23 protein-coding genes and 3 pseudogenes are annotated in these 24,587 nt (G+C 53.3%); 11 read left to right on the top strand and 15 right to left on the bottom strand.

All coding sequences use genetic code 11. The features are described from left to right. Position 1 precedes the first annotated feature (1 nt). Positions 2 to 464 (top strand): annotated as a pseudogene (locus ACQE3Z_RS05115) (DUF943 family protein). Between the two features lie 93 nt (positions 465 to 557). Here ACQE3Z_RS05115 and tyrR read toward each other — a convergent pair. From tyrR to pspA, 7 genes are all read right to left on the bottom strand, one after another. After that, a complete protein-coding gene (gene tyrR / locus ACQE3Z_RS05110; RefSeq protein WP_426972481.1) occupies positions 558 to 2,123 on the bottom strand; it encodes a transcriptional regulator TyrR in 1,566 nt (521 codons plus the stop codon). 286 nt (positions 2,124 to 2,409) lie between these two features. Next, on the bottom strand, positions 2,410 to 3,441 hold the full coding sequence (locus tag ACQE3Z_RS05105) for a TIGR01620 family protein (RefSeq protein WP_426972480.1): 1,032 nt from the start codon (positions 3,439 to 3,441) through the stop codon (positions 2,410 to 2,412). Then, positions 3,438 to 4,835, bottom strand: coding sequence for a YcjX family protein (locus ACQE3Z_RS05100; RefSeq protein WP_426972479.1), 1,398 nt, complete (start codon positions 4,833 to 4,835; stop codon positions 3,438 to 3,440). Before ACQE3Z_RS05100 ends, ACQE3Z_RS05105 begins: the two co-directional genes overlap by 4 nt. A 132-nt stretch (positions 4,836 to 4,967) precedes the next feature. After that, positions 4,968 to 5,183, bottom strand: a complete 216-nt coding sequence (gene pspD / locus ACQE3Z_RS05095) for a phage shock protein PspD (protein WP_250650026.1) — start codon at positions 5,181 to 5,183, stop codon at positions 4,968 to 4,970. A gap of 55 nt (positions 5,184 to 5,238) precedes the next feature. After that, the gene (pspC, locus tag ACQE3Z_RS05090) at positions 5,239 to 5,601 is read right to left on the bottom strand and encodes an envelope stress response membrane protein PspC (RefSeq protein WP_250650027.1); all 363 of its coding nucleotides are present in this window, start codon (positions 5,599 to 5,601) and stop codon (positions 5,239 to 5,241) included. Continuing rightward, positions 5,598 to 5,822: an envelope stress response membrane protein PspB gene (gene pspB / locus ACQE3Z_RS05085; protein ID WP_250650028.1), complete on the bottom strand. Its 225-nt coding sequence runs from the start codon at positions 5,820 to 5,822 to the stop codon at positions 5,598 to 5,600. The genes pspC and pspB overlap by 4 nt, the downstream gene beginning before the upstream one ends. 88 nt (positions 5,823 to 5,910) lie before the next feature. Continuing rightward, on the bottom strand, positions 5,911 to 6,576 hold the full coding sequence (gene pspA / locus ACQE3Z_RS05080) for a phage shock protein PspA (protein WP_085071637.1): 666 nt from the start codon (positions 6,574 to 6,576) through the stop codon (positions 5,911 to 5,913). Positions 6,577 to 6,739: 163 nt separating this feature from the next. On the opposite strand from pspA, the gene pspF reads away from it, so the two are divergent. After that, positions 6,740 to 7,795 carry a phage shock protein operon transcriptional activator gene (gene pspF / locus ACQE3Z_RS05075; protein ID WP_426972477.1) on the top strand — a complete coding sequence of 352 codons (1,056 nt, stop codon included), beginning with the start codon at positions 6,740 to 6,742 and terminating at the stop codon, positions 7,793 to 7,795. A 12-nt stretch (positions 7,796 to 7,807) separates the two neighbouring features. On the opposite strand, the gene ACQE3Z_RS05070 is transcribed toward pspF, so the two are convergent. Continuing rightward, positions 7,808 to 8,839: an acyltransferase family protein gene (locus ACQE3Z_RS05070; protein WP_426972475.1), complete on the bottom strand. Its 1,032-nt coding sequence runs from the start codon at positions 8,837 to 8,839 to the stop codon at positions 7,808 to 7,810. Positions 8,840 to 9,140: 301 nt separating this feature from the next. Beyond that, complete coding sequence (gene uraH / locus ACQE3Z_RS05065; protein ID WP_426972473.1) at positions 9,141 to 9,551, bottom strand: hydroxyisourate hydrolase; 411 nt, start codon at positions 9,549 to 9,551, stop codon at positions 9,141 to 9,143. A 384-nt stretch (positions 9,552 to 9,935) separates the two neighbouring features. Here uraH and sapA point away from each other — a divergent pair, with 384 nt between their 5' ends. The 7 genes from sapA (at position 9,936) to ACQE3Z_RS05030 (ending at position 17,490) form a co-directional block, all read left to right on the top strand. Further along, positions 9,936 to 11,564 (top strand): ABC transporter substrate-binding protein SapA, encoded by a 1,629-nt coding sequence (gene sapA / locus ACQE3Z_RS05060; RefSeq protein ID WP_426972472.1) that lies wholly within the window; start codon positions 9,936 to 9,938, stop codon positions 11,562 to 11,564. Next, positions 11,561 to 12,523, top strand: coding sequence for a putrescine export ABC transporter permease SapB (sapB, locus tag ACQE3Z_RS05055; protein ID WP_426972471.1), 963 nt, complete (start codon positions 11,561 to 11,563; stop codon positions 12,521 to 12,523). Before sapA ends, sapB begins: the two co-directional genes overlap by 4 nt. Then, a complete protein-coding gene (gene sapC, locus ACQE3Z_RS05050; RefSeq protein ID WP_426972469.1) occupies positions 12,513 to 13,403 on the top strand; it encodes a putrescine export ABC transporter permease SapC in 891 nt (296 codons plus the stop codon). Before sapB ends, sapC begins: the two co-directional genes overlap by 11 nt. Further along, a complete protein-coding gene (gene sapD, locus ACQE3Z_RS05045) occupies positions 13,403 to 14,395 on the top strand; it encodes a putrescine export ABC transporter ATP-binding protein SapD (RefSeq protein WP_426972468.1) in 993 nt (330 codons plus the stop codon). The genes sapC and sapD overlap by 1 nt, the downstream gene beginning before the upstream one ends. Beyond that, entirely contained in the window at positions 14,395 to 15,207 is an 813-nt protein-coding gene (gene sapF, locus ACQE3Z_RS05040; protein ID WP_426972467.1) for a putrescine export ABC transporter ATP-binding protein SapF, read from the top strand. The genes sapD and sapF overlap by 1 nt, the downstream gene beginning before the upstream one ends. A gap of 158 nt (positions 15,208 to 15,365) precedes the next feature. Beyond that, positions 15,366 to 16,154, top strand: a complete 789-nt coding sequence (fabI, locus tag ACQE3Z_RS05035; protein ID WP_085071628.1) for an enoyl-ACP reductase FabI — start codon at positions 15,366 to 15,368, stop codon at positions 16,152 to 16,154. Between the two features lie 199 nt (positions 16,155 to 16,353). After that, the gene (locus ACQE3Z_RS05030; RefSeq protein WP_426972466.1) at positions 16,354 to 17,490 is read left to right on the top strand and encodes a CMD domain-containing protein; all 1,137 of its coding nucleotides are present in this window, start codon (positions 16,354 to 16,356) and stop codon (positions 17,488 to 17,490) included. Here ACQE3Z_RS05030 and ACQE3Z_RS05025 read toward each other — a convergent pair. Next, on the bottom strand, positions 17,487 to 18,386 hold the full coding sequence (locus ACQE3Z_RS05025) for a LysR family transcriptional regulator (protein ID WP_085071626.1): 900 nt from the start codon (positions 18,384 to 18,386) through the stop codon (positions 17,487 to 17,489). The two genes, ACQE3Z_RS05030 and ACQE3Z_RS05025, sit on opposite strands and share 4 nt — an antisense overlap. Before the next feature lie 247 nt (positions 18,387 to 18,633). On the opposite strand from ACQE3Z_RS05025, the pseudogene ACQE3Z_RS05020 reads away from it, so the two are divergent. Then, positions 18,634 to 18,978, top strand: a pseudogene (locus ACQE3Z_RS05020) (IS3 family transposase); the annotation flags it as partial. A 129-nt stretch (positions 18,979 to 19,107) separates the two neighbouring features. On the opposite strand, the gene ACQE3Z_RS05015 reads toward ACQE3Z_RS05020, so the two are convergent. Together ACQE3Z_RS05015 and ACQE3Z_RS05010 are read right to left on the bottom strand one after the other, a co-directional pair. Continuing rightward, positions 19,108 to 19,344: a DUF4282 domain-containing protein gene (locus tag ACQE3Z_RS05015; RefSeq protein ID WP_426972465.1), complete on the bottom strand. Its 237-nt coding sequence runs from the start codon at positions 19,342 to 19,344 to the stop codon at positions 19,108 to 19,110. A gap of 735 nt (positions 19,345 to 20,079) precedes the next feature. Beyond that, a complete protein-coding gene (locus ACQE3Z_RS05010; RefSeq protein WP_426972464.1) occupies positions 20,080 to 20,337 on the bottom strand; it encodes a colicin immunity domain-containing protein in 258 nt (85 codons plus the stop codon). A 254-nt stretch (positions 20,338 to 20,591) separates the two neighbouring features. On the opposite strand from ACQE3Z_RS05010, the pseudogene ACQE3Z_RS05005 reads away from it, so the two are divergent. Continuing rightward, positions 20,592 to 20,894 (top strand): annotated as a pseudogene (locus tag ACQE3Z_RS05005) (IS3 family transposase); the annotation flags it as partial. An 86-nt stretch (positions 20,895 to 20,980) separates the two neighbouring features. On the opposite strand, the gene ACQE3Z_RS05000 reads toward ACQE3Z_RS05005, so the two are convergent. The 3 genes from ACQE3Z_RS05000 to ACQE3Z_RS04990 all read right to left on the bottom strand — a co-directional run bounded on the left by ACQE3Z_RS05000 (position 20,981) and on the right by ACQE3Z_RS04990 (position 24,428). Then, positions 20,981 to 21,946 carry a chemotaxis protein gene (locus ACQE3Z_RS05000; protein ID WP_426972462.1) on the bottom strand — a complete coding sequence of 322 codons (966 nt, stop codon included), beginning with the start codon at positions 21,944 to 21,946 and terminating at the stop codon, positions 20,981 to 20,983. A gap of 283 nt (positions 21,947 to 22,229) precedes the next feature. Further along, positions 22,230 to 22,439 (bottom strand): hypothetical protein, encoded by a 210-nt coding sequence (locus ACQE3Z_RS04995; RefSeq protein WP_426972461.1) that lies wholly within the window; start codon positions 22,437 to 22,439, stop codon positions 22,230 to 22,232. Positions 22,440 to 22,835: 396 nt separating this feature from the next. Then, positions 22,836 to 24,428: a PTS transporter subunit EIIC gene (locus ACQE3Z_RS04990; RefSeq protein WP_426972459.1), complete on the bottom strand. Its 1,593-nt coding sequence runs from the start codon at positions 24,426 to 24,428 to the stop codon at positions 22,836 to 22,838. Between the last annotated feature and the right edge of the window lie 159 nt (positions 24,429 to 24,587).

Genomic DNA, 24,587 nt, shown 5'->3' with positions numbered 1-24,587 from the left:
AATGACAATAAATAATAAAAAGCGCGCAATTCTTTTGCTGGCTGGTACCGCGCTGCTGATTTACCTGCTCTGGCTCTTTTTGCGGCCAGTAGAAATTGTTGCTGTTCATCAAAGAAGCACTAATGACAGTGCTATCCTGGTAAGGAATTTCCCTCTAAGCGATAAAGGTAAAATAAACTGGTGGCTTAAAAACCGAGCCATGATAAAAGAAAAATACAACGTCCCTTATCCTGATGAAAATGGTTTTTTTTTCTGTAACCCTATGGCTGTTTGGCGAGGGATATAAAGAGGATAAGCAGGACGATGATCAATACTGCTTTAATGATATGAAAGTTAAAAAAAGATGTATCGAAAAAGATGCTGTTTTTATCATCGGTAGTAGCCCAGGGAACCAGGCATATTTTGGCGTTGACAACGGGAAATATAGATTAAGAAATAACGGCGAGGTTGATAAGGTCGAATAACCCCACTGTCTTCCTGCTTAGCACACTTCCATCCTCTGGAAGCATTATCAACTGGCGCCTGAAGCGCCCGTGAACCACCAGAGGAGACCGCGCTTAGCTTTCAGGCTCGCCCTTTTTCTGACTCAGCCCATATTCGCGCAGCTTATTAGCGATAGCGGTATGGGAAACGCCCAACCGTTTCGCCAACTTGCGCGTGCTGGGATAGGAGAGATAAAGGCGCGTCAGCACTGAGCGTTCGAAGCGGCTGGTGATCTCATCCAGCGAGCCTTCCATTGCTTGTTCATCCAGCGCCAGCTGTTCAGTGAACTCCGGCAGCATGATGTCCTGCGGACGCAGTTCATAACCTTCCAGCTGCGCCAGCGCGCGGTAAAGCGCATTTTTCAGCTGACGCACGTTGCCCGGCCAGTTATAACGCGCCAGAAAGGCGTTTAGCTGCGGTGACAGACGGGGACGCGCGACACCCTGCTCATCGGCAAAGCGCGCCACGAACAGTTCGGTTAACGGCAAAATATCCTGCGGTCGGTCGCGCAGCGGCGGCAGATTTAGCGTCAGCACGTTCAGGCGATAGAACAGATCTTCACGAAACTCGCCGCGCTGCACCAGCTCGGTGAGGTTACGCTGTGTGGCGCAGATCACCCGTACGTCTACATGCACCTCATGCTCTTCCCCGACGCGACGGAAAGTGCCATCGTTCAGGAAACGCAGCAGTTTTGTCTGCATGCGCGGCGACATTTCCCCAATTTCATCCAGCAGCACCGAACCGCCATTGGCCTGCTCAAAGAAGCCTTTTTTCCCCTCCAGCGCGTTGGGGTAAGCGCCTGGCGCATGGCCAAACAGCTCACTCTCCGCCACGTCATCCGGCAGCGAAGCGCAGTTCAACGCCAGAAACGGCTTTTTACCGCGCGCGCTGCGCAAATGGCAGGCGCGTGCCAGCATATCTTTTCCGGTTCCGGTATCGCCGACAATCAGCAGCGGCGCATCCAGCATCGCCAGCTTACGCGCCTGCTCGATAACCTGACGCATTTTCGGGCTGACCGCCACAATATGCTGGAATTCAGTGTCATCGTTGACCGCAAGCGTTTGCAACTGGCGTCCCATACGCGCGGTGGATTTCAGCATCACCATCGCCCCAACCGGCAGCGTAGCGCCCTCTTCTTCGGCAGTATAGACCGGGCGAGCCTCCAGCAGAAAATCACGCCCCTGGATCACCACGCGCTGCGTCTGAGCCTCTACCCGTTCGCTTTCCAGCCAACGGGTAAAGTTAAAACCGGTGACCAGAGAGGTAATCGTGTGATTGCGTATTTTATGTTCATCTATATCAAACAGGCTTTGCGCTGCCGGGTTTGCCAGCTCAACTTTGCCTTTCATATCAATGGAAAATACCGGTTCCGGCATGGCGGTCAGCAGCGCGCTCAGCGCCCGATGCTCACGCTCAGACGGCATATAGGAGATGGTGCGTACGTCCGTCACCCCCGGGATGCGGCGAATTTCCGCCATCAGCTGGCTGAACTGCTCAAAGGCGATAGCGGAAAAACTAAGATAAATGCGGCCAATCGGCGCAATTTCGATACCCCGTAAATCAATGCTGCGTTCAACCAGCAGATCGAGCAGTTCACGGGCGAGACCAATTCGGTCCTGACAAAAGACTTCCAAACGCATTCGGTGGCCTTATTGGGTTTGGTAACAGCGAATTATGAAATAATACGCCAACTTGCGATGAGCCAGAAGCACTCTGTCAGGATAAGTTGACAGAGTGCGGCGATGGCGAAAAGGAGTGTAGCGGAAGTGTTAGCGATAATCATGCGCTTACACCATTTTTTAGAGGTTTATAACAAATCTGCTACATCCTGCAGAACAGTGCCATATAAAATGTACTTTTTATCTCTATTTATGCCGCTGAAGGCTCAGCGGCAAAGCGCTCTGCGTTTTGTCGTTCCGCCCGGGATCAGGGCTTTTTAAACTGATTAAGCAGCTCACGGCGAAAATCGCCAAGTTTAGGACGGTCGTCGATCCACGGCAGTGGACGGCACAGCTCCATTGCCTTAATCCCCAGACGGGCGGTCAGCAGCCCGGCACCAATCCCCTGCGCGGCGCGGGCAGATAGCCTGGCGGCCAGATCCTGCGACAGCCAGTCCATACCTACTTCGCGCACCAGCTCAGAAGCACCGGCAAAAGCGATATTCAGCAGCACCAGACGAAACAAACGAATACGACTGAAATAGCCAAGATGGATACCGTAAACCGCTGCAATGCGGTTGATCATACGTAGGTTACGCCAGGCGATAAACGCCATATCCACCAGCGCCAGCGGGCTCACGGCAATCATTAGCGTTGCTTCTGCGGCATTACGACCAATTTCAGCACGCGCCTGGCGATCGAGAACCGGCTGCACCAGCTGAGCATAGAGCGCCACCACTTCGCGATCGTTATGCGTTTCATGCAGCGACGCCTGCCAGCGCTGCAACGCAGGATGCCCCTGATCCAGCCCGGCCTGCAGCGCCAGCTTTTCGCAGAACGCGCGCCCGCGCCCCATTCCATGACTGTGTAACAGCTCGCGCCCCACTTCGCGCTCTTCAGCGCGCTGGCGTAGCTGATAAAGATGCCGCCATTCCGTCACCAGCGCGCCCACGCCCGCCAGGATAATCAGTAAACCGGCCGCGCCCGCGCCCAGCGCAAACCAGGCCTGACTCTGCCAGGCATCCAGCATCCACTGCACGCTCTGGGCCACCGTGCTGGCGACAAACAGCCCGACGCCAGCCATAGCGATGCGCCGCCAGATGCTACGCTTTGGCCGTAACGCGGCCTCGACCACCTGCTCGCCGCTCTGCTCCTCCAGCAACGGATCCGCCTCTTGCTGGAGGGTAAAGTGTAAATTCTCCGCAGCGTCAAAATGCTGTGCAGGTTTCAGAACGCTTTCTTTTTCGCTTTCCAGCGGTTGCGCAAAATCGATGCGCGATTTCAACGGTGGTTGACTCATCGCAGCTTATCTCCCAGTAAAAATTCCAGCGCAGCATCCATGCGGATATGCGGCAGCGGTTGATCAACATTGAGCGGCTGCGGCCGGAACTGTTCAAAATGAAAACCCTGCTCCTGCCAGAAGCTGTGTTCTGGCAGACGTGACGGCACCTCGCCAGGAAATACCGTCAGCGGTGCGCCGTCGCTGAGACGATCTCCGCGCAACGCGGGAATTTTTTCGCCCTGATGATCCACTATGCCACTTTGCGTCGCCTGCACCGAAGCCAGACCTATACAGTCCATATTAATGCCTTCGAAAGCCGCATTTTGCCAGGCGTCCTGAACCAGTTGCTGTAGCAGTGAGACCAGCCCCGCATGCTGGTCGGCGGTTATATGGTCCGCTTTGGTGGCCGCAAACAGCAGCTTATCGATAACCGGCGAAAACAGGCGGCGAAACAGCGTGCGTTGCCCATAGTGAAAACTTTGCATCAGCTGCGTCAGCGCCAGCCGCATATCATTAAACGCCTGTGGCCCGCTGTTTAGCGGCTGCAGGCAATCCACCAGCACGATCTGGCGATCAAAGCGCAGAAAGTGATTCTTATAGAAGCCCTTTACCACATGCTGACAGTAATAATCATAACGGGCACGCAGCATGGCAAGGTTGCTGCCTTTACCCGCCTGCGCAAGCCGCGCCTCATCGATATCGTTCAGCTGCGGCCACGGGAAAAACTGCAGCGCAGGCGCGCCAGCCATCTCTCCCGGCAGGACAAAACGGCCCGGCTGAATAAAATGCAGTCCCTCTTGCTTGCAGCGCAGCAGATAAGCGGTCCAGGCAGCAGCAATAGCCGCCAGTTGATTTTCATCCGCCGGGGCCAGCGGATCGAGATTAGCGCACAGCCGTTTCCACTCTGCAGCCCACTTCGCCCGATCGCCCTGCAATAAACCGTTCATCTGACGTGACCAGCTTAAATAGTCCTGCGCCAGCATGGGCAGATCGAGCAGCCATTCGCCGGGATAGTCAACGATTTCCAGATAGAGGGTGGCGGTTTGTTTGAAGTGTCGCAGCAGAGAATCCTGCGATCGGAAGCGCAGCGCCAGCTGCATCTCACTGACGCCGCGCGTCGGCGTAGGCCAGGCAGGTGGGCTGCCGTAGAGCTGGGCCAGCCCTTCATCGTAGGTAAAACGCTGAATGCCCATATCGCGCTGCGGCACGCGTTTCACACCCAGCAGGCGATCTTCGCGCACCACGGAAAATAACGGCAGCCGTGCGCCGCCATGCGTATTCAGCAACTGATTAACCAGCGACGTAATAAAGGCCGTTTTCCCGCTGCGGCTCAAACCAGTTACCGCCAGTCGTAAATGCCGATCCACGCCGCGATTTACCCATGCCGCCAGTTCATTTTGAATTCGTTTCATCGGGCTCATCCCTGCTGCATCAAAAATAAGCCGGGACAGCGTCAGGCATCCCGGCGGGTTGACCATCAGTGTAATGCATTACTAAAAAGAACGGATAATGTGAGATGCGCTGGTCATCCAGCGCGCGCCGGATCAGCGCAGGCGAGAGGCAAGACGGTTAGCGACTTTTTTCAGCAGCGGCTCAAGCGCAAAGGCGATCAGCAAACGTAGCGGTCTGCGCGCTACGGCTTTTACCGCCCAGCCGCTGATGCCGACCGGAGCCAGCATCAGGCCATGAATCAGAAGCTGTTTGCCCGCACGTTTCAGCACAGGCGTGGCGCGTATTGCGCGCTGACGAAAATTCGACATACCTCTCCTTATATTGATAACAGGCTGGTCGGACAGTGGCCGACGCAGCCCGGAATTAAAGCTGACGAAAACGGCTGCGTACGCTAAACGTCTCTGATGTGACGTAACGTTCAAGCTGGCGCAGCTTATGTTCATTTTGCGCCATTTCATCGCTCAACGCGTCCAGCAGCTCATCGGCCCGCAGCGGCGCCGTCTGCTGTTCAGCATGCGCCGGCATCGGCTCCAGCACGTAGCTGAGAACCACATAAGCGATCAGCGTAAACATAAACAGCCCAAACACCATCGACAGCACCACAATTACCCTGACGAGGGTAACCGGGATATCCAGATAGTGGGCGATCCCGGCGCAAACGCCTTTGACCTTGCCCTGCTGCGGGATACGCCACAATTTTTTTCCACTGAATCGGCTTTTATTCATGGCTGTCTCCACTCCGGATGTTCTGCGTCGAGGATCTCCTCCAGCGTTTGAATGCGTTCACGCATGCGACGCGCATCCTGCGTCAGCTGTTGCAGACGCTGCATATCGCCTGATGAGAGGCTGGCACCGTTCTGACGATTGCTGTAATGCAGCCACAGCCAGACCGGTGCAACAAACAGCACAAAAATAGTCAGTGGTATGGCAAGAAATAGTGAGCTCATTCTCTCTCCTTGATGGTGTCGCCCCGGAGGGCAAAACGGCTAAAACAGTCAACAACGCCCTGCACTTTACAGGGCGGACCGCCCACCCTTATTCGCTGCGGTTCATTTTTGCCTTCAGCGCCGCCAGCTGTTCTCCGATGGCGTCGTCCGCTTTCAGCTCGGCAAATTCCTGATCCAGGGTTTTGCTTTTGCCAAAGCGATGGCTTTCCGCTTCCGCTTCCATATGATCGATACGACGCTCAAAGGATTCAAAGCGCGCCATGGCATCATCCAGTTTGCCGCTGTCCAGCTGACGACGAACATCGCGTGAGGAAGAAGCCGCCTGATGACGCAGCGTCAGCGCCTGCTGGCGTGCGCGGGTTTCACTCAGCTTTTTCTCCAGCTCAGCAACTTCGCCTTTCATTCGCGCCAGCGTTTCATCAATCTGAGTCACTTCCTGCTGCAGCGAGGCCACTAAATCGGTAAGCTTCTGCTTTTCAATCAGCGCGGAACGTGCTAAATCGTCTTTGTCTCTGCGCAGCGCCAGCTCTGCTTTTTCCTGCCATTCGTTCTGCTGAATTTGCGCCTGTTCAATACGACGCAGCAGCTGTTTACGTTCAGCCAGGCCGCGTGCAGAAGTGGAACGAACCTCAACCAGCGTGTCTTCCATCTCCTGAATCATCAGGCGCACCATTTTTTGTGGATCTTCCGCTTTATCCAGCAGCGTGTTGATGTTGGCGTTTACGATGTCGGCGAAACGAGAAAAAATACCCATAATTTACTCCTCCAGTTTTTAGCGCTTAATGACGCTTACCTGTTCTCTTTATCAAGTTCCGTGCCAACTTTTAATGCTTTGATATGTAATAATTTTTAATTTTGACCCAGGCAGAGATAGTTTTTATAGTGGTGAATAAAACCAACTTTCGGTGAAATTAACCATGAGCGAAACGAACGAAAACCTGCTGGGCGAAGCCAATAACTTTCTGGAGATGCTGGAACAGGTTTCGCGCCTGGCTCCGCTTAATAAACCGGTGCTGGTGATTGGCGAACGCGGCACCGGTAAAGAGCTGATTGCCAGCCGCCTGCATTATCTTTCCGAGCGCTGGCAGGGCCCGTTTATTTCGCTTAACTGCGCCGCGCTGAATGAGAACCTGCTCGATTCTGAACTGTTCGGCCATGAAGCGGGCGCCTTTACCGGCGCGCGGCAGCGCCATTTAGGGCGTTTTGAGCGCGCCGATGGCGGCACCCTGTTTCTGGATGAGCTGGCAACGGCGCCAATGCTGGTGCAGGAAAAGTTGCTGCGGGTGATTGAGTATGGCCAGCTGGAGCGCGTCGGCGGCAATCAGTCGCTGCAGGTGAATGTGCGGCTGGTGTGCGCAACGCACGCTAACCTGCCGGAGCTGGCGCAACAGGGCCAGTTTCGCGCCGACCTGCTGGATCGGCTGGCGTTTGATGTGGTACAGCTGCCGGCGCTGCGCCAGCGACGCAGCGATATCCTGCTGCTGGCCAGTCACTTTGCCATTCAGATGTGTCGTGAACTGGGGCTGCCGCTGTTTCCTGGATTTTCCCATCGCGCGCAGCAAACGCTGCTTGATTACCACTGGCCAGGCAACATTCGTGAGTTAAAAAACGTGGTTGAACGCTCTGTCTATCGTCACGCCTCCGTAGATGAAGAGCTGGATGAGATTATCATTAACCCCTTTGCGCCGCGCCAGCCTGTTCAGGCACAGGCTGATGAACCTGCCCCTGTTGCTTATCAGCCCACGGCGGAGCGCGCTTCGCAGCCGCTTTCTGCCCCACAGAGCGCAGAGGATCTCCCTGCGCTTCCGCTCAATCTCAGACAGTGGCAGCTACAGCAGGAGCTTGCGCTGATGGAGAAAAGTTTGCAGCAGGCCAAATTTAACCAGCGCCGGGCGGCAGAGCTGTTAGGCGTTACCTATCATCAGTGGCGCGCTATGGTGAAAAAACATGAAATGTCGCCGCGCCCGGCATGATCGCCACCTGCCTTAGCCAGTAAGTGGACTCGCCGCTGCGGTCATGTTTTTCTGTTTAAAAAAGGCGTTTACAGGCTGCTCGATAAAAAGCCACGCCGCAATGCCAGCCAGAACGGCGACGAAAAGCAGCAGCGACACAAACAGCGTCTGATTTTGCACCAGCTGAAGTTTGTGCAGGATCAGCGCAGACGGAGAAAGCGTAAAAGGATGGATCAGATAGAGTGAATAGGATGCATTCCCCAACAATATCGCGCTTTTCTTGCCAGGAAAGGCGATTTTGCTTATTACGGGTTCAAGTCCCACGATGCCGGTAAAAAGTAGCAGCATCGGCACGCCACCGCTTAATACCCTGCCAGCCGCAGAGGCATAGATCCCGTAGTGATTTTGCAGAAGCAACAACGCCATGCCCGCGGCCAGCAACAAAAAAGAAGTTGCTGATGACAGTGGCACACGCTGTAAAAATATATATGCCAGCATGCCTAAAATAAATTCTGCGAAAAGTTTATCTGTAAGGAACTTCAGCGTTGGCTGCTGCGGCTGGAAATAGAGTCCCACCAGCACCATTGCCATCAGCACGATGGAAGAGAAAATAATCTGTTTTTTCAACGAGCCAACCACCAAAAAGCCTGCAAAAATCAGGTAAAACAGAAATTCATAGCTAAGCGTCCAGCCGTTCTGTACTAACAATTTTTTCCCTGTTGGTATCAGCGTCCAGGAAGAAAAAATGCTGGTTTCGCCGCCAGAGCTGTTAACCATTGAAGGTGCAACGAGATATACCATCAGCGCAGCGGCGGTAACGATCCAGTAAAGAGGAATGATTCTTTTAATACGATTGGCGATAAAGCGCCTGACGCTCAGCCTCTTCTGGCTTGTGGCGTGACACATGATGTAGCCGGAAATGATAAAAAAGAGATCAACACCAAAATAGCCAATATGGTAATCACTAAGCGCACCGCTATGATACTGTTCCGCCTTGTCAGCGATATGCTGCATGACCACCATCAGCGCCGCCAGCGCCCGTAATATTTGTACCGAAATAATCATAATTTATCCCACGTAATCCACTATCCCTGGGCAGCCTCGTCTCAGAGCGCTGACGCGACGATGTCTTGTCAGTTCGCCAATAGCGACGCTGCCCTTACGTGCCAACATAAATTAAAAGAATTTATCTATTTTGATGATTATCAACAGAAACAGTCTATTAGGAAAAGCCTTACTGTGCTGTTAGTAAAGCAGAACATGTTTTGATGTAAGGATTTTTAGGAATTTTTCTGACGGGAAATATCAGCGGATCGAGGGTTACGCGCATCAGCGCCACCGCGAGTGGCGCTAAGACAGTGGTGTGTCAGCTGCCGCGATAGGTGGAAAAACCGTACTGGCTCAGCAGCAGTGGAATGTGGTAATGCTCCTGCGTATTGGTGACCTGAAAATTCACCGGCACCTCCGGGAAAAAGGTCGCCTGATGCTGCTGCTGGAAATAGTCGCCGATGTGAAAAGTTACGCGATACTCTCCGGCGCTAAAATTTTTACCTTCCGGATAAAAAGCGGCGATGCGGCCATCGGTATCGGTGGTTTTACTGGCCAGCGTGACCCATTTACCGCTCTGCTGCTGCTCCAGATCTACTTTTACTCCGGAGGAAGGTTTCCCGGTCTGGGTATTCAGCACATGAACGCTAATCGGGTTACGCGGCGCGTCAGCCAGCGCGTTGCCCATCATACCCAGCCCTGCCAGCAGTAAAACTGATTTAATTTTCATTTGTTGCTCCTTGGTAGTTTTCACCGCTGAGCCTACACGCTGTGGTCAGGAAGAGCGGAAAAAAGGGTTCAGATCAGAAATTTCCTGGAAGAGAGGCAAAAAAAAGCCCGCACTGGCGGGCAAGTAATACTGGAAGCAATGTGAGCAATGTCGTGCACTTCCCCGGTAGAGCCACCGCTGAAGCACAGATGAATAGTAATCATTCTCAATATCATTTGTAAAGCCATTTGTTGAGAATTTTTCTCATTACCACACAGATTCTGGGCTTACTTTGCGGCGTCTTGTGCAGAATGGCGGAAAAAACAGCGGCCGTCCCCGCAAACTTTGGGACAACTTGCAGAGTGCGATACACTCAGCATGTCACCCATTGAATGTTAACTTCCTATGTTGAAATTACTATCCAGGCTGTTGTCAGGGCTAATGCTGCTGAGCGCGGCCAGCCACGCCGCGACGCCGGAAGATATTCGTAACAGCGGTTTCGTCTACTGCGTTAATGGCATCATGAATACCTTTAATCCACAGCTGGCCAGCAGCGGGCTGGTGGTGGATACGCTTTCTGCGCAGCTTTATGACCGCCTGCTGGATGTCGATCCCTACACCTATCGTCTGATCCCTGAACTGGCAGAGCGCTGGGAAACCCTGGATAACGGTGCCACCTACCGCTTTCATTTACGTCGCCATGTCTCCTTTCAAAAAACCGCCTGGTTTACCCCTGGCCGCACCATGAATGCTGATGATGTGGTGTTCAGTTTTGCACGCATTTTCGATCGTCATCATCCCTGGCATAACATTAACGGCGGCGACTACCCCTACTTCGATAGTTTGCAATATGCTGATGCGGTGAAAAGCGTTAAAAAAATCGACAAGGATACGGTAGAGATCCGCCTGAAAAGCCCGGACGCCTCTTTTCTGTGGCATCTGGCTACCCACTACGCGCCGGTATTATCGGCAGAATATGCTCAGCAGTTGGCGGCGCGCGATCGCCAGGAAGAGATGGATCGCCAGCCGGTCGGCACCGGCCCCTTTATGCTGAATGAATACCGTGCCGGGCAGTATGTGCGCCTGGAGCGTAACCCGCATTACTGGAAAGGCCTGCCGCGTATGCCGCAGGTGGTGATTGATATGGGCGCGGGCGGCACCGGCAGGCTGTCGAAACTGCTTACCGGCGAATGCGACGTGCTGGCCTATCCTGCCGCCAGCCAGCTCACCATTTTGCGTGACGATCCGCGTCTGCGACTGACGTTGCGGCCAGGCATGAATATCGCCTATCTGGCGTTTAATACCCGTAAGCCGCCGCTGGATCGCGTTGAAGTACGTCATGCGTTGGCGCTGGCGATCAATAACGAACGTTTGATGGAATCGATCTATTACGGTACGGCGGAAACGGCGGCTTCCGTGCTGCCCCGAGCCTCGTGGGCCTATGATAGCGAAGCACGCATCACGGAATATAATCCTGATAAAGCGCGCGAGTTATTGAAAAAAATGGGGCTGGAAAACCTGGAATTGACGCTGTGGGTGCCTTCCGCTTCGCAGTCCTGGAATCCCAGCCCGCTGAAAACCGCTGAGCTGCTTCAGGCCGACCTGGCGCAGATTGGGGTAAGCGTAACCATTGTGGCGGTCGAGGGGCGTTTTCAGGAAGCGCGTCTGATGCAAATGAATCACGATTTAACCCTGACCGGCTGGGCGACCGACAGTAACGACCCGGACAGCTTTTTCCGTCCGCTGCTCAGCTGCGCGGCAATTAATTCTCAGACGAACTATGCCCACTGGTGCAATACTGAATTTGATGGCGAACTGCAGCAGGCGCTGCTCTCGCAACAGCTGGCGTCGCGCATTGAGCATTACGATCGGGCCCAGCAGGTGCTGGCGCGCGAGCTACCGGTGTTACCGCTTGCCTCTTCTTTACGCCTGCAAGCCTACCGACACAATATACAGGGACTGGTGCTAAGCCCGTTTGGCAATGCTTCTTTTGCGGGCGTCCACCGCGATAATGGCGAGGAGTCGAAACCGTGATTATCTATACGCTGCGCCGCCTGGTGCTGCTGGTGGTGACGCTGTTTATGCTGACGCTGGTGGCCTTCAGCCTGAGCTATTTTACGCCGCACGCGCCGCTACAGGGCGCTTCTCTGCTGGACGCCTGGTGGTTCTGGTTTACCGGCGTGTTGCAGCTCGATTTTGGCGTATCCAGCATTAACGGACAGGCGATCAATCTACAGCTGCGTGAGGTCTTTCCCGCTACGCTGGAGCTCTGTCTGCTCGCTTTTAGCGTGGCGCTGCTGCTGGGTATCCCGCTGGGCATTATTGCTGGCGTGATGCGCAATAAATGGCAGGATCGGGTGATAAGCGCGTTTTCCCTGCTCGGTTTTTCCATGCCGGTATTTTGGCTGGCGCTGCTGCTGACGCTGTTTTTCTCATTGAACCTCGGCTGGCTGCCGGTGAGCGGCCGTATCGATCTGCTGTATCAAATGAAAACGGTCACTGGCTTTGCCCTGGTTGATGCTTTTATCAGCGACTCGCCGTGGCGTCATGAAATGCTGACCAACGTGGCCCTGCATATGGTGCTGCCGGTTACCACGCTGGCAATTGCCCCTACTACAGAAGTCATCCGCCTGCTGCGCAACAGCACCAGCGAGGTTATTGACGCCAACTATATTAAAGCGGCGTCCACCCGTGGGCTGTCACGCTTTACGGTTATCCGGCGTCATGTGCTGCATAATGCGCTGCCGCCGGTGATCCCACGTCTGGGCTTACAGTTTGCCACCATGCTGACGCTGGCCATGATCACCGAAATGGTTTTCAGCTGGCCTGGCCTGGGCCGCTGGCTGATTAATGCGATTCGTCAGCAGGATTATGCCGCTATTTCTGCTGGCGTAATGGTGGTTGGCAGCCTGGTGATTCTGGTGAATGTGTTATCTGATATCCTGGGCGCGATGACGACCCCGCTGAAGCATAAGGAATGGTATGCCCGTTGATAATATTTACGCCGAGAAACGCCCTCCCAGCCCGTTTCGCTATACGTGGCGGCTTTTCTACCACGATACCAGCGCGATGGTGGGGTTTTACGGCTTTATCGCCCTGCTGCTGCTTTGCCTGTTTGGCGGCTGGCTGGCGCCGTATGGCCTTGCTCAACAGTTTCTTGGCTATCAGCTGCTGCCGCCCTCCTGGTCACGCTATGGCGATGTCTCGTTTTTCCTCGGCACCGATGATTTAGGCCGCGATGTGCTGAGCCGTCTGCTGAGCGGTGCGGCGCCGACCGTTGGCTCAGCGCTGCTGGTAACGCTGGCGGCGGCGCTCTGTGCGGTGGTGCTGGGCGTGCTGGCAGGAATAACACACGGGTTGCGTTCGGCGGTGATGAATCACATTCTGGATACCCTGCTGTCGATCCCTTCCCTGCTGCTGGCGATTGTTGTGGTTGCCTTTATCGGGCCGGGGCTGGGACATGTGATGCTGGCGGTCTGGCTGGCGCTGTTGCCGCGACTGGTGCGGGCAATTTATACCGCCGTACATGATGAACTGGAAAAAGATTATATCGTGGCTGCGCGTCTGGACGGGGCCAGCAACAAGAATATTCTCTGGCATGCCATTCTGCCCAATATTCTGCCGTTGCTGGTGAGTGAGCTCACCCGCGCGCTCTCTATGGCTATTCTGGATATTGCGGCGCTCGGCTTTCTCGATCTCGGCGCGCAACTGCCTTCGCCGGAATGGGGCTCAATGCTGGGTGACGCGCTGGAGCTGATCTACGTTGCGCCCTGGACAGTCATGCTGCCTGGCGCCGCGATTATGCTGAGCGTATTGATCATCAATCTGTTGGGCGACGGGATTCGCCGCGCCATTGTGGCGGGAGTGGAATAATGCCGTTACTTGATATCCGTAACCTGACCATTGAGTTTATGACTGCCGACGGGCCGGTCAAAGCGGTCGATCGCGTTAATTTAACCCTGAACGAAGGGGAGATACGTGGACTGGTGGGGGAATCGGGCTCCGGAAAAAGCCTGATTGCGAAAGCCATTTGCGGCGTGACCAAAGATAACTGGCGCATCAGTGCCGACCGCATGCGCTTTGATGATATCGACCTGCTGCGCCTGTCGCCGCGCGAGCGTCGCCGCATTGTCGGTCATAACGTCTCGATGATTTTTCAGGAGCCTCAGTCCTGCCTTGATCCCTCTGCCCGCGTGGGCCGCCAGCTGATGCAGGCGATCCCCGGCTGGACCTGGAAAGGCCGCTGGTATCAGCGCTTTCGCTGGCGTCACGCGCGCGCGATTGAGCTGCTGCATCGCGTCGGCATCAAAGATCATAAAGATATCATGCGCAGCTATCCCTATGAGATAACCGAAGGGGAATGCCAGAAGGTGATGATCGCCATTGCGCTGGCAAACCAGCCGCGGTTGCTGATCGCCGACGAGCCGACCAACGCTATGGAGCCCACCACCCAGGCGCAAATTTTCCGTTTGCTCAGCCGCCTTAACCAGAACAACAACACCACCATTTTGCTGATCAGTCACGATTTGCGCACCATGAGCCAGTGGGCGAACCGGATTAATGTTCTTTACTGCGGTCAAACGGTAGAAACCGCCGCCAGCCAGGATCTGATCGCCACGCCGCATCATCCCTATACGCAGGCGCTGATCCGCGCGATGCCCGACTTTGGCAGCGCGCTGCCGCATAAAAGCCGACTGAATACCCTGCCGGGGGCGATTCCATCGCTGGAGCATTTGCCCATTGGCTGCCGACTTGGCCCGCGCTGCCCCTACGCACAGAAAAAATGTATCGAAACGCCGCGCCTGGCAGGAGCAAAAAACCATCTGTTCGCCTGCCACTTTCCGCTGAATATGGAGAAACCCTGATGGTTGAAACGCTGCTGGAAGTGCGAAACCTCAGCAAAACCTACCGCTATCGCACCGGCCTGTTTCGTCGTCAGCACGTTGAGGCAGTGAAAGATGTCAGCTTTACCCTGCGCGAACGGCAGACGCTGGCGATTATTGGTGAAAACGGCTCGGGAAAATCGACGCTGGCAAAAATGCTGAGCGGCATGGTCGAGCCCAGCGCCGGAGAGATGGTCATCAACGATCATCCACTGCGCTACGGCGATTATGGTTTTCGCAGTCGACTGATCCGCATGATATTTCAGGATCCCTCTACCGCCCTTAATCCCCGCCAGCGCATCGGTCATATTCTTGATTTTCCGCTGCGTCTGAACAGCGATCTTGATCTCTCCGCCCGGGAAAAGCGCATCAACCTTACGCTGCGTCAGGTAGGTCTGCTGCCCGATCACGCCGCCTACTACCCGCATATGCTGGCGCCGGGGCAAAAACAGCGCGTCGGCCTGGCGCGCGCGCTGATCCTGCAACCCAAAGTGATTATCGCTGATGAGGCGATGGCTTCGCTGGATATGTCGATGCGCTCACAGCTGGTTAACCTGCTGCTGGAGCTGCAGGAAAAACATGGGCTTTCTTATATTTTCGTTACCCAGCATATCGGCATGATGAAACATATCAGCGATCAGGTGCTGGTGATGCATCAGGGTGAAGTGGTCGAGCGCGGCGGCACCGCTGACGTGCTGGCCGCGCCGCTACATGATTTAACACGTCGTATGATCGCCAGCCACTTTGGCGAGGCGCTGACGGCAGATGCATGGCGGCGCGATCCGCCCGTTTAGGCACTGCTATCCCTGTCAGCTGCGGTGCTTTTCGCCAACTGACAGGTCGGATTAACGCTATCCACAGACTCGTGCTAGAATCGCCGGGTCGATCAACGCGGTTGCGCATTTTTTGAGCTAAGCAGCCGCCAACAACAATGACCATAAGGATTACAGCTATGGGTTTTCTTTCCGGTAAGCGCATTCTGATTACTGGCGTTGCCAGTAAACTCTCCATCGCCTACGGTATTGCACAGGCGATGCACAAGCAGGGCGCAGAACTGGCTTTCACCTATCAGAACGATAAACTGAAAGGCCGTGTTGAAGAGTTCGCTAAAGATCTCGGCTCCGAAATCGTTCTGCCCTGTGACGTTGCTGAAGATGAGAGCATCACAGCGCTGTTTACTGAACTGGCAAAAACCTGGCCTAAATTTGACGGTTTCGTTCACTCTATCGGCTTCGCCCCGGGCGATCAGCTGGATGGCGACTATGTGAACGCCGTTACCCGTGAAGGTTTCAAAATTGCACACGACATCAGCGCTTACAGCTTTGTTGCGATGGCGAAAGAGTGCCGTGCGATGCTGAACCCAAACTCAGCTTTGCTGACGCTTTCTTACCTGGGCGCAGAGCGCGCTATCCCGAACTATAACGTTATGGGTCTGGCGAAAGCTTCTCTGGAAGCAAACGTACGCTACATGGCTAACGCTATGGGGCCGGAAGGCGTGCGCGTTAATGCCGTTTCTGCGGGTCCGATTCGTACGCTGGCCGCGTCCGGCATTAAAGATTTCCGTAAAATGCTGGCTCACTGCGAAGCGGTTACGCCGATTCGCCGTACCGTGACCATTGAAGATGTGGGTAATTCTGCAGCCTTCCTTTGCTCCGATCTGGCGGGCGGTATCACCGGTGAAATCGTTCACGTTGACGGCGGCTTCAGCATCGCTGCCATGAACGAGCTGGAACTGAAATAAGTATCTTCGGGCGAGGCGTCTGTCTCGCCCTTCTCTTTTCGTACTTCCTTTCTGATTAACCTTATAGCTTTCCGCTATTTGTTATCACCGAACATTCTTTGCCGCTGCGCAGCCCTTGTTGCAGGATAGCCATGCCGTTCCGACCCGGTTTTACAGTATTTTATGCCGCCGGGTTGGCTAACTTGTGAAAGGAATGATCATGGAACCACGCCGTTATTCCGGCAACAGCCACTGGTATCATGAAACGCAGGCCAGCGCGCGCGCTGAGCAGACGCCCCCGCTTTATCCTGAAGCCGCAGATATTGAGGATCGTTTCCTGCTGGGACTCCAGCAACATGCATCGATCCTGACGCCGCTCTTTCATACTTTTCGTCCGGTGCTGCAAGCGGGACAGGCGCTCAGCCACCAGCTGTTTCCGGACGACCTCACGCCGACGCTCACGCATACGCTCACACTGTACGACCGACTGGCGATTGCGTTGACCGCAGCCCAGGTTACCGGCATTCAGCGCTTGTGCAATCATTATGCGGCGCGACTCAATCCGCTGCCCGGTCCCGACTCTTCACGGGAAAGCAACAATCGTCTGACCCAGCTGACACAGTATGCGCGCCAGCTGGCCAGCCAGCCGGCAGTTATCGACACCACTGCGCTACAACGGCTGGATGATGTTGGTTTAAGCACGCCGGATATTATCAGCCTGAGCCAGACTGTGGGGTTTGTCAGCTATCAGGCACGCGTAGTAGCAGGATTACAGGCGCTACTCGGCATGCCGGTGTGCTGGCTGCCCGGCCTGAATGAATGCATTGATGCCTCATGGCACGGCTTTTCATCGCCAAAGGAATACCGTCTTCGCCTGCCGCCGCTGGAGCGGCGCTATGCCAGCGAGCAGCAGCTGGCGGCGATTGAGGCAGCCCAGGCATTGCCTGAACTAACCCACATGGTTTGGCTGGCGGCACATGATGCCGGTACTCTGCACGCCTGGAGCAGACTGCAAAGCTCACTGCCTTCGGCAACGCAGGAAGAAGCGCTGGCGCAGGCGGTTGCTGCACGTATTAACGGCAGTGCCTTATGCTTTGAAAGGTATCAGGGGCGCTTTTTGTCTGAACTGCAACGCGGGATTGATGATGCGCTGACCGCCAGCCGCCGCGAGCCGTTACCTCATGCCGTGATCCAGCTGGCCGCACAGCTGACGCGCGCGCCGGATCGCCTTAGCGCCGCGCATTTGCAGCCGCTGCTGGCCCAGGGAATCACGCATCAGCAACTGTTTTGTCTGATGCAGCGGGTTGCGCTGGCAAACTGGAATAACCGGCTACTGCAGGCGCTGGGCGGATATTAGCCTGCGCTCAGGATACGCCGCACTTCATCGAAAAAGTGCTGCGCCAGCGGTGTGGCGCGCCCGGGCTCTGCAACCACCACCGCAGCATGGCGCGCCATAGGCGCAATGGCCAGCGGACGGCTATGCAGATCCGGATTCATATCAGGCAGCAAATGTCCCACCGGTGAAATCAGGCAGCCTAACCCCACCTGCACACCCTGCAGCAGCTGAAAAATTGAGGTGCTTTCCAGGATCACGCGTTGGGTTAAGCCAGCCTCGCGAAAGCTGGCGTCCAGGTAGCGCCGGAAATAGCGCGTAGGCTCTGCCAGGCAGAGCGGCAGCGCGGCAATATCTTCCAGGCGCAGACTGTGATAATTGTCCAGCTGCGGAAAATGCGCCGGATGATACACCAGCTCTACGCCGTTATCCGTTAAGGATTCCGCCTGGAAGTGCAGTTCACGCAGCGTTGCCAGCTCAAAAAAACCGATACCCACATCCACGGTATGGCTGTTCAGCGCCTCAAGCAGCTGATCGGCGCTGAGCACCGCGACGCGATAATCAAGTTGCGGATAGCGATCGCTGACCATTTTCAACAGCAGCGGCAGCGATACGCTGCACTGAGGCACCACGCCGATGCGCAATGTGCCATTTACGCCATGCTTGAGCGACTCTACTTCGAGTTTAAGCCCCTGATAAACCGACACGATTTCCCGCGCCCAGGCCAGTACCCTTTCACCTTCTGCGGTAAACCCATCGAAGTTATTGCTGCGGTTGATCAACGACAAGCCTAGCTCACGCTCCAGGTTTTTTAGCCGCATCGACAGCGTTGGCTGGCTAACAAAGCTGGCCTCCGCCGCACGCCCAAAATGGCGCTCACGCTCCAGATTGCAAAGATAAATTAATTGTTTTATATCCATAATTATTATAATTCAATGAGTTAGGATTGGTAAAATCTTGGCGTTTGAAAGTTATGTACTAACAGGTGTACTAATTTAAATTTTACCATGCCTCACTGACGGGTTATCACTCGAGCAGAGGTGACGATGGTGCCTTTATGGAGGGATTATCTTAGCATACTAACCATTCGCTTCTGAGAGAGGTGTCGTAGCGCGAGGCGGAGAGCGCTCTTTGTGCTAAAAGAGGATGGGTAAGTCAGAAGCATGCATGGCTGTATGGCGGCATAATCCCCAAAGACAGGTGCTGGTTCACTCGGACCAGGGCAGTCAGTATACAAGCCATGAGTGGCAATCGTTCCTGAAATCACACGGTCTGGAAGGTAGCATGAGTCGCCGCGGTAACTGTCACGATAACGCGGTTGCAGAAAGCTTTTTCCAGCTACTGAAACGCGAACGGATAAAGAAAAAGATCTACGGAACGCGGAAAGAAGCCCGCAGCGATATTTTTGATTACATCGAAATGTTTTATAACAGTAAGCGTCGGCATGGTTCGAGCGATCAGATGTCGCCGACAGAATATGAAAACGAATATTATCAACGGCTCGGAAGTGTCTGGATTATCCGTGGCGATTCATTCATCAGGCCTTCATGCGTTTCGCCTGATTTAATGGTTACTGTAATGCGGTAGGTGTCAGCCATGTTAGCTCCAATAAAAAACCGCCCGAAGGCGGTTCATTTCAAATCAATTTTTTTCAAGTGCTTCTGCTATGCGGCGAAGGTATTCATTATTCTTGAATGAAACCATAATGCATTCAAAAAATATTCTCGCAAAAACCGCCATAATCAAAAGGATAAGTCCCGCAGCGCTGAAACCGCTAGTGAAGAAGGTTAACACAGCCGAAATCGCTAACAGCGCCACAGTGATGATGTAAAGCGTGCTTATGATTCTTGGGGTAATTAATTTATCAAAACCAAACATTGAGCAATCTTCCTGATTGAAAAGAGGAACAATCTTAATTCATTAGAATTATTTCATCAAGTGGGTGCACTTAACCCCAAGCAATCGCAAGACCACCGTCCGATGAGTGATTGTGTTTATGATGAAAATTTAACTCAGTGAATGTAACTTTCAGTACAAAAAATGATAAGACGTCTATTGCATCAGTTTAATTTGCACCTCATTTTAAAGTTCTTTTTCTTCCTGCCGTTACTTTAAGTAACAGAGGAGGGAAAGGTCTTGATGGATTACTATTTGCTCGCTTTATGGACAGGTGCGCTTCTGGCTGTAGCTCGCCTTGCTTGGGTTAAATTTCACATTTCGCGCCAAGGGATGTTTGTTGTAAGAAAAAATCGGCAATAAAAGCACTCTTCACATGAGGCCATCGCAGTGCCCAGTCGGTAATATGGTAGCTTCTCGGATTTTTATTTGTTTGCGCAAGCTTTTGAGGCAACTTCTTGCCGAGGGTTGCGACTGCATTTTTTTTTGAAACACCTATGGTGCGTAAAGATAACTGTGAGCAATTTCTAAATTTTTCGAAGTCAGAGGGCATGATGTGTGAGTACATAAAGTACAGGAAAACGCTATTAGTTCACTCAGCCCATCTAAAGCTTTCAATGCTTATTCGCCATCAAAAAAAGATTAAAATTCACCCTGAATCGGCGAGGATTTGTATACGACTTCAATAAAAAACCGACCGGAGGCGGTTTTATGTGGTCATTTAAGTAGTTCACTTACTCGTTTTTTTAATTCATCTGCATCAAACTCTGAGTAATGCCGGTCTTGTTCAGGATTGTACTGATCGGCAAGGCAGAATAACGCAGATAGTTTCTCATTGAGTTCTGCAGGGTCTTTTGCTAACAAGCTGTTATCACGCTCGGATTTCCACTTTTCTTGATAAGGGTCCGCGAAAGCATCGGCAGTCATCTTCCCATTAACAAACTCTTTAGCAAACTGTAAAAGTTCCTGACTCATCTTAAAATCCCCGTTTTGATATAATTTTCATATTGTTTAGTTGCTTCAGGGTTTAATGCCCAGCCTGATACAAACATCCTGTCTTTATCAAGAACTATTACGCGTAAAGTCTTTTCATTAAAATACACCTTAGAACCATCTACCAAAGTATAAGTGCCTTTTTCATAAATATCTGGATCATCAAGGTGTAAATCGCCACGGATTTAACAGAAACCTCAGAGTCATTTAAGAAGACTTAAAAGAGAGGTGCCCATGAGTGGCAATCGTTCCTGAAATCACACGGTCTGGAAGGTAGCATGAGTCGCCGCGGTAACTGCCACGACAACGCAGTTGCGGAAAGCTTTTTCCAGCGACTGAAACGCGAACGGATAAAGAAAAAGATCTACGGAACGCGGGAAGAAGCTTGCAGCGATGTTTTTGATTACATCGAAATGTTTTATAACAGTAAGCGTCGGCATGGTACGAGCAATCAGATGCCACCAGCTGAATACGAAAACCAATGTTATCAACGGCTCGGAAGTGTCTGGATTATCCGTGGCGATTCAATTTTATCTTAACGGGCTGTTATATTGACCTTTAGTGCAAAACTCCGGGAGGGTTAAGGGCTGCCGGGTAGAGTGAACGACACGACAGCCAGGTTATCTTAGCCAGCTACTTTTTCCAGCGCCGCCTGAATCGCCTCGGAAAGCTCGTTGATTTCAAATTTAGCCACATAGCCATCGGCTCCGACTTTACGCACATGTTCTTCATTGGCGCTGCCAGAAAGTGAAGAGTGAATCACTACCGGAATTTTTTTCAGGGTCTCGTCGCGTTTGATATTACGCGTCAAAGTAAAACCATCCATCTCCGGCATCTCCAGATCGGTCAGCACCATCGCGATGCGCTCGCTGATATGCTGCCCTGCCGCCTGCGCTTCACGCGCAATCGCCTTGATTTTCTCCCAGGCTTCCAGACCGGTGTTGTGCATAATCGCCGGGATGCCCATGGTTTGCAGCCCGTGTTCCAGCATGGTACGCGCTACTTTTGAATCTTCCGCCACGATAACTACCGCGCCCGGCTTGAATTTGAAGGTACGCTGTGTGATTTCTTTCGGCGCGGCGTCGCGTACTGAAGGCACGATGTCATAAAGGATCTGTTCAACGTCCAGCACCATGGCGAGGCTGGTAGTCTGATCATCATTATCCAGACAGGCGATACTGGTGATATTGCGGCTGCTCACGCCAGATTCAGCGGTATGCACCTGGCTCCAGTCGAGACGCACGATATTATCAACCGACTCGACGGCAAAAGCCTGCGTACTGCGGGCATATTCCGTTACCAGCAGCAGATTAAGTCCGGTCGCCGGTTTACAGCCAGCAACGGCCGCCAGATCGATGACGGGAATGATTTGCTCGCGGATGTTGGCCATGCCCAGCAGAGGAGATTGCATGCCTGCCGCTTTGGTAATGGTAGGCATCGGGACAATTTCACGCAGCTTAAATACGTTAATGCCAAACAGCTCAGCTTTTTCGCCTTCCAGAGAAGACCCCAGCCGAAATAATAACAGTTCAAATTTATTAGATAAGGCGAGATTCGCTCTCTCATCAATATCTTTCTGGAAGTTATCCATTTTTACCTCTGGTTATTATTGTGGCTGGCGTAAGCTCACAATGCGATATTTATCAGGCGTCACGAGGGCACGGCTACACCCGGCAACGTTAACGCTTATGCGTTTGCTCTAATGAGTTATCGGCAGATAAAAATAAAAATACAGAGTGAATCGCTTTTCTGTGGCGTGACTAACGGTTTAAGCTATTAAAAAACCTGTCAGCAGGGGAAAATGGCTGGGCGGGACAAAAAAGAAAACCCTGACACGCAGGGTGCCAGGGTTAGGATGCGTTACTCAGACAGCGTTAATGTTTGCCGTCGGTATCGTAAGGGTCTTCTTTATCATCGGTACTGTCATCGCGTTTACGCGGGAGCTCACCCTGCTCGTCCGGCGCGCCGTTAGCGCCAAGATCGTCTTCTTCATAGGGGTTAGGCGCATGAGGAGCATCTTCAGGTAAGCCATGATGTTCGTGCTCGTCCGGGTAAGGCTTGTTATGATCGGGGCGTTCTGACATTGGTTCCTCCATTAACATTCACGCGGATACGTTAACTGAGTATAGGCGAGGATATGGCTCACTGCCTTGCTGTGCCGGACTTGCCTTCTGCTGACCGTGACGCGACAAAAATAAAAGGCCGCCCACAGGCAGCCTTTCGCTTACGATTAATTTTATTTATATAATTACTGAAGCGCTTAAGGCTTGCAGTGGGGTGTTTCCCTGGTGTGACAGTATTGCTATGGCTGCCTACCCGCTTACGGACGCATATTTAGAGCTGCAAGCAGTATTTGGTTGGTTTTAAAAAAACCGGGCGAACCGTTCTCGAGTAGACGCTGCCATTATTTATAAAATTACCTTATGATTCTACTCCCCTAAAGTACAGGTTATGCCTGACAGTGTCCTGAAATCGCTGTTTTAGGCTACGCCTAATGCGGTTTTCACTTCGTTAGCAATTTTTTCTACCTGCGGGCCGTAAATCACCTGTACGTCATGATCGCTGACCCGATTGACGCCGTTGGCACCGGTGGTCATCAGGGTTTGATCGACCACCTCTTTCATATCTTTCACCCGCACGCGCAGACGGGTAAAACAGCAGTCAACCTCTTCAATATTCCCTTCGCCGCCCAGCCCGCTGATGATCGTTTTGGTCCGCTCGTTGGCGCTAACGACCTGTGCCGGTGCTTCCTGCTCTTCTGATTCACGCCCAGGGGTTTCCACATTCATGCGTTTGATGACAAATTTGAAACCATAGTAATAAAGCGGCGCATAAATTGCCCCCAGTACCAGCGCCCACCACCAATGGGTTTTTCCACCACCGAGAATGCCAAATACCACCAGATCGATAGCCCCGCCCTGCACGTTGCCAATCATCAGATGCAGCATCGACATCAACATAAACGAGAGGCCGGTTAACAGCGCATGCATGATATAGAGCACCGGCGAAACAAAGATAAAACAGAACTCCAGCGGTTCGGTAATGCCGGTAGTAAAGGAGGTCAATGCCCCGGCCAGCACCAGCGCTTTAACGCGCTGTTTATGCTCCGGGCGTGCGGTATGGTATATCGCCAGCGCCGCCGCCGGCAGGCCAAACATCATTACCGGGATCTTGCCCTGCGCCAGGAACTGCGTCGCCTCACGCACGGTCTCGTCAGAAATGGTGCCCGGATGAGTTAGCGAAGTGTTGAAAATGTTCAGTGCGCCAACAATGGTCTGATTATCTACGGTAGCGATACCGCCAATCGGCGTAAAGCGCACGGTTTCGTTGAGGATATGATGCAGGCCGGTTGGGATCAGCAGCCGTTCACAGGTGCCCAGCAGAAACGCGCCATACTGACCGCTCTTGCCAATAAATTCACCCACCCAGGCGATGCCTGCGCCAATGCCAGGCCAAATCATCGCCAGCAGCACGCCCACCAGCGGCAATACCACTACGGTTACAATCGGAACAAAGCGTCGTCCGCCAAAAAAGCTGATCGCCGTCGGCAGCTGCTGGGTATAAAAACGATTATGCAGCATAACCGTCAGCAGACCGGCAATTACGCCGCCCAGCACGCTCATGTTAAAGGTAAATATGCCCAGCATTTCGATATATTCCGCTGAGGTCATCATGGCTGTGGTTTGATCCATTCCGGCCTGCTGCAGTGCTTCCGGCGTGGTGGTTTGTGCCGTCAGCCCTCTGGCCGCCAGCGTGGCGCTGATCCCCACATGCATAGCGATGAATCCAATCACCGATGCGAAGGCCGCCGTGGGCTTTTCTGCTTTTGCCAGGCCAATGGCGCTGGCGACGGCGAAAAATATCGGCAGGTTGGCAAACAGCGCGCCCGCGACTTTGCGAATAAAACCGATAATAAGCTGAGGCGTGTGCATATTGGCGAAAGCATCGCCGGTGATCGCGGGGTTTTGCATTGCCGCCGCAACGCCAAGAAAAATACCGGCTGCGGCTATTACTGAAATAGGCATCATCAATGCTTTGCCGAACGCATGAACCTTACTGGTAAAATCTTTCATAAACCGCCTCTGTTGCAGGTCAGAAAGTTTCAGTATTAGTCAGTCAGGCGATAAGCACCGCACCGGCGGCGGCAGGTGGCGGATAAATTTTGAGCAAACTCACATTTCTGCCCGGCACGATAAATGAAAACTATCACACCATTAAGTCAATCAATTAGA

Origin of the sequence: Pantoea sp. FN0307, assembly GCF_050113815.1 — a bacterium.
GTDB lineage: Bacteria > Pseudomonadota > Gammaproteobacteria > Enterobacterales > Enterobacteriaceae > Mixta > Mixta alhagi.
Note: the sequence above shows the minus strand (reverse complement) of the source record. Positions and strands in the feature narration are given on the sequence as shown.

Excerpts from the sequence above, each read along its gene's own strand:
- tyrR (WP_426972481.1), bottom strand. The coding sequence starts at position 2,123 with ATGCGTTTGGAAGTCTTTTGTCAGGACCGAATTGGTCTCGCCCGTGAA.
- ACQE3Z_RS05105 (WP_426972480.1), bottom strand. The coding sequence starts at position 3,441 with ATGAGTCAACCACCGTTGAAATCGCGCATCGATTTTGCGCAACCGCTG.
- ACQE3Z_RS05100 (WP_426972479.1), bottom strand. The coding sequence starts at position 4,835 with ATGAAACGAATTCAAAATGAACTGGCGGCATGGGTAAATCGCGGCGTG.
- pspD (WP_250650026.1), bottom strand. The coding sequence starts at position 5,183 with ATGTCGAATTTTCGTCAGCGCGCAATACGCGCCACGCCTGTGCTGAAA.
- pspC (WP_250650027.1), bottom strand. The coding sequence starts at position 5,601 with ATGAATAAAAGCCGATTCAGTGGAAAAAAATTGTGGCGTATCCCGCAG.
- pspB (WP_250650028.1), bottom strand. The coding sequence starts at position 5,822 with ATGAGCTCACTATTTCTTGCCATACCACTGACTATTTTTGTGCTGTTT.
- pspA (WP_085071637.1), bottom strand. The coding sequence starts at position 6,576 with ATGGGTATTTTTTCTCGTTTCGCCGACATCGTAAACGCCAACATCAAC.
- pspF (WP_426972477.1), top strand. The coding sequence starts at position 6,740 with ATGAGCGAAACGAACGAAAACCTGCTGGGCGAAGCCAATAACTTTCTG.
- ACQE3Z_RS05070 (WP_426972475.1), bottom strand. The coding sequence starts at position 8,839 with ATGATTATTTCGGTACAAATATTACGGGCGCTGGCGGCGCTGATGGTG.
- uraH (WP_426972473.1), bottom strand. The coding sequence starts at position 9,551 with ATGAAAATTAAATCAGTTTTACTGCTGGCAGGGCTGGGTATGATGGGC.
- sapA (WP_426972472.1), top strand. The coding sequence starts at position 9,936 with ATGTTGAAATTACTATCCAGGCTGTTGTCAGGGCTAATGCTGCTGAGC.
- sapC (WP_426972469.1), top strand. The coding sequence starts at position 12,513 with ATGCCCGTTGATAATATTTACGCCGAGAAACGCCCTCCCAGCCCGTTT.
- sapD (WP_426972468.1), top strand. The coding sequence starts at position 13,403 with ATGCCGTTACTTGATATCCGTAACCTGACCATTGAGTTTATGACTGCC.
- sapF (WP_426972467.1), top strand. The coding sequence starts at position 14,395 with ATGGTTGAAACGCTGCTGGAAGTGCGAAACCTCAGCAAAACCTACCGC.
- fabI (WP_085071628.1), top strand. The coding sequence starts at position 15,366 with ATGGGTTTTCTTTCCGGTAAGCGCATTCTGATTACTGGCGTTGCCAGT.
- ACQE3Z_RS05030 (WP_426972466.1), top strand. The coding sequence starts at position 16,354 with ATGGAACCACGCCGTTATTCCGGCAACAGCCACTGGTATCATGAAACG.
- ACQE3Z_RS05025 (WP_085071626.1), bottom strand. The coding sequence starts at position 18,386 with ATGGATATAAAACAATTAATTTATCTTTGCAATCTGGAGCGTGAGCGC.
- ACQE3Z_RS05015 (WP_426972465.1), bottom strand. The coding sequence starts at position 19,344 with ATGTTTGGTTTTGATAAATTAATTACCCCAAGAATCATAAGCACGCTT.
- ACQE3Z_RS05010 (WP_426972464.1), bottom strand. The coding sequence starts at position 20,337 with ATGAGTCAGGAACTTTTACAGTTTGCTAAAGAGTTTGTTAATGGGAAG.
- ACQE3Z_RS05000 (WP_426972462.1), bottom strand. The coding sequence starts at position 21,946 with ATGGATAACTTCCAGAAAGATATTGATGAGAGAGCGAATCTCGCCTTA.
- ACQE3Z_RS04995 (WP_426972461.1), bottom strand. The coding sequence starts at position 22,439 with ATGTCAGAACGCCCCGATCATAACAAGCCTTACCCGGACGAGCACGAA.
- ACQE3Z_RS04990 (WP_426972459.1), bottom strand. The coding sequence starts at position 24,428 with ATGAAAGATTTTACCAGTAAGGTTCATGCGTTCGGCAAAGCATTGATG.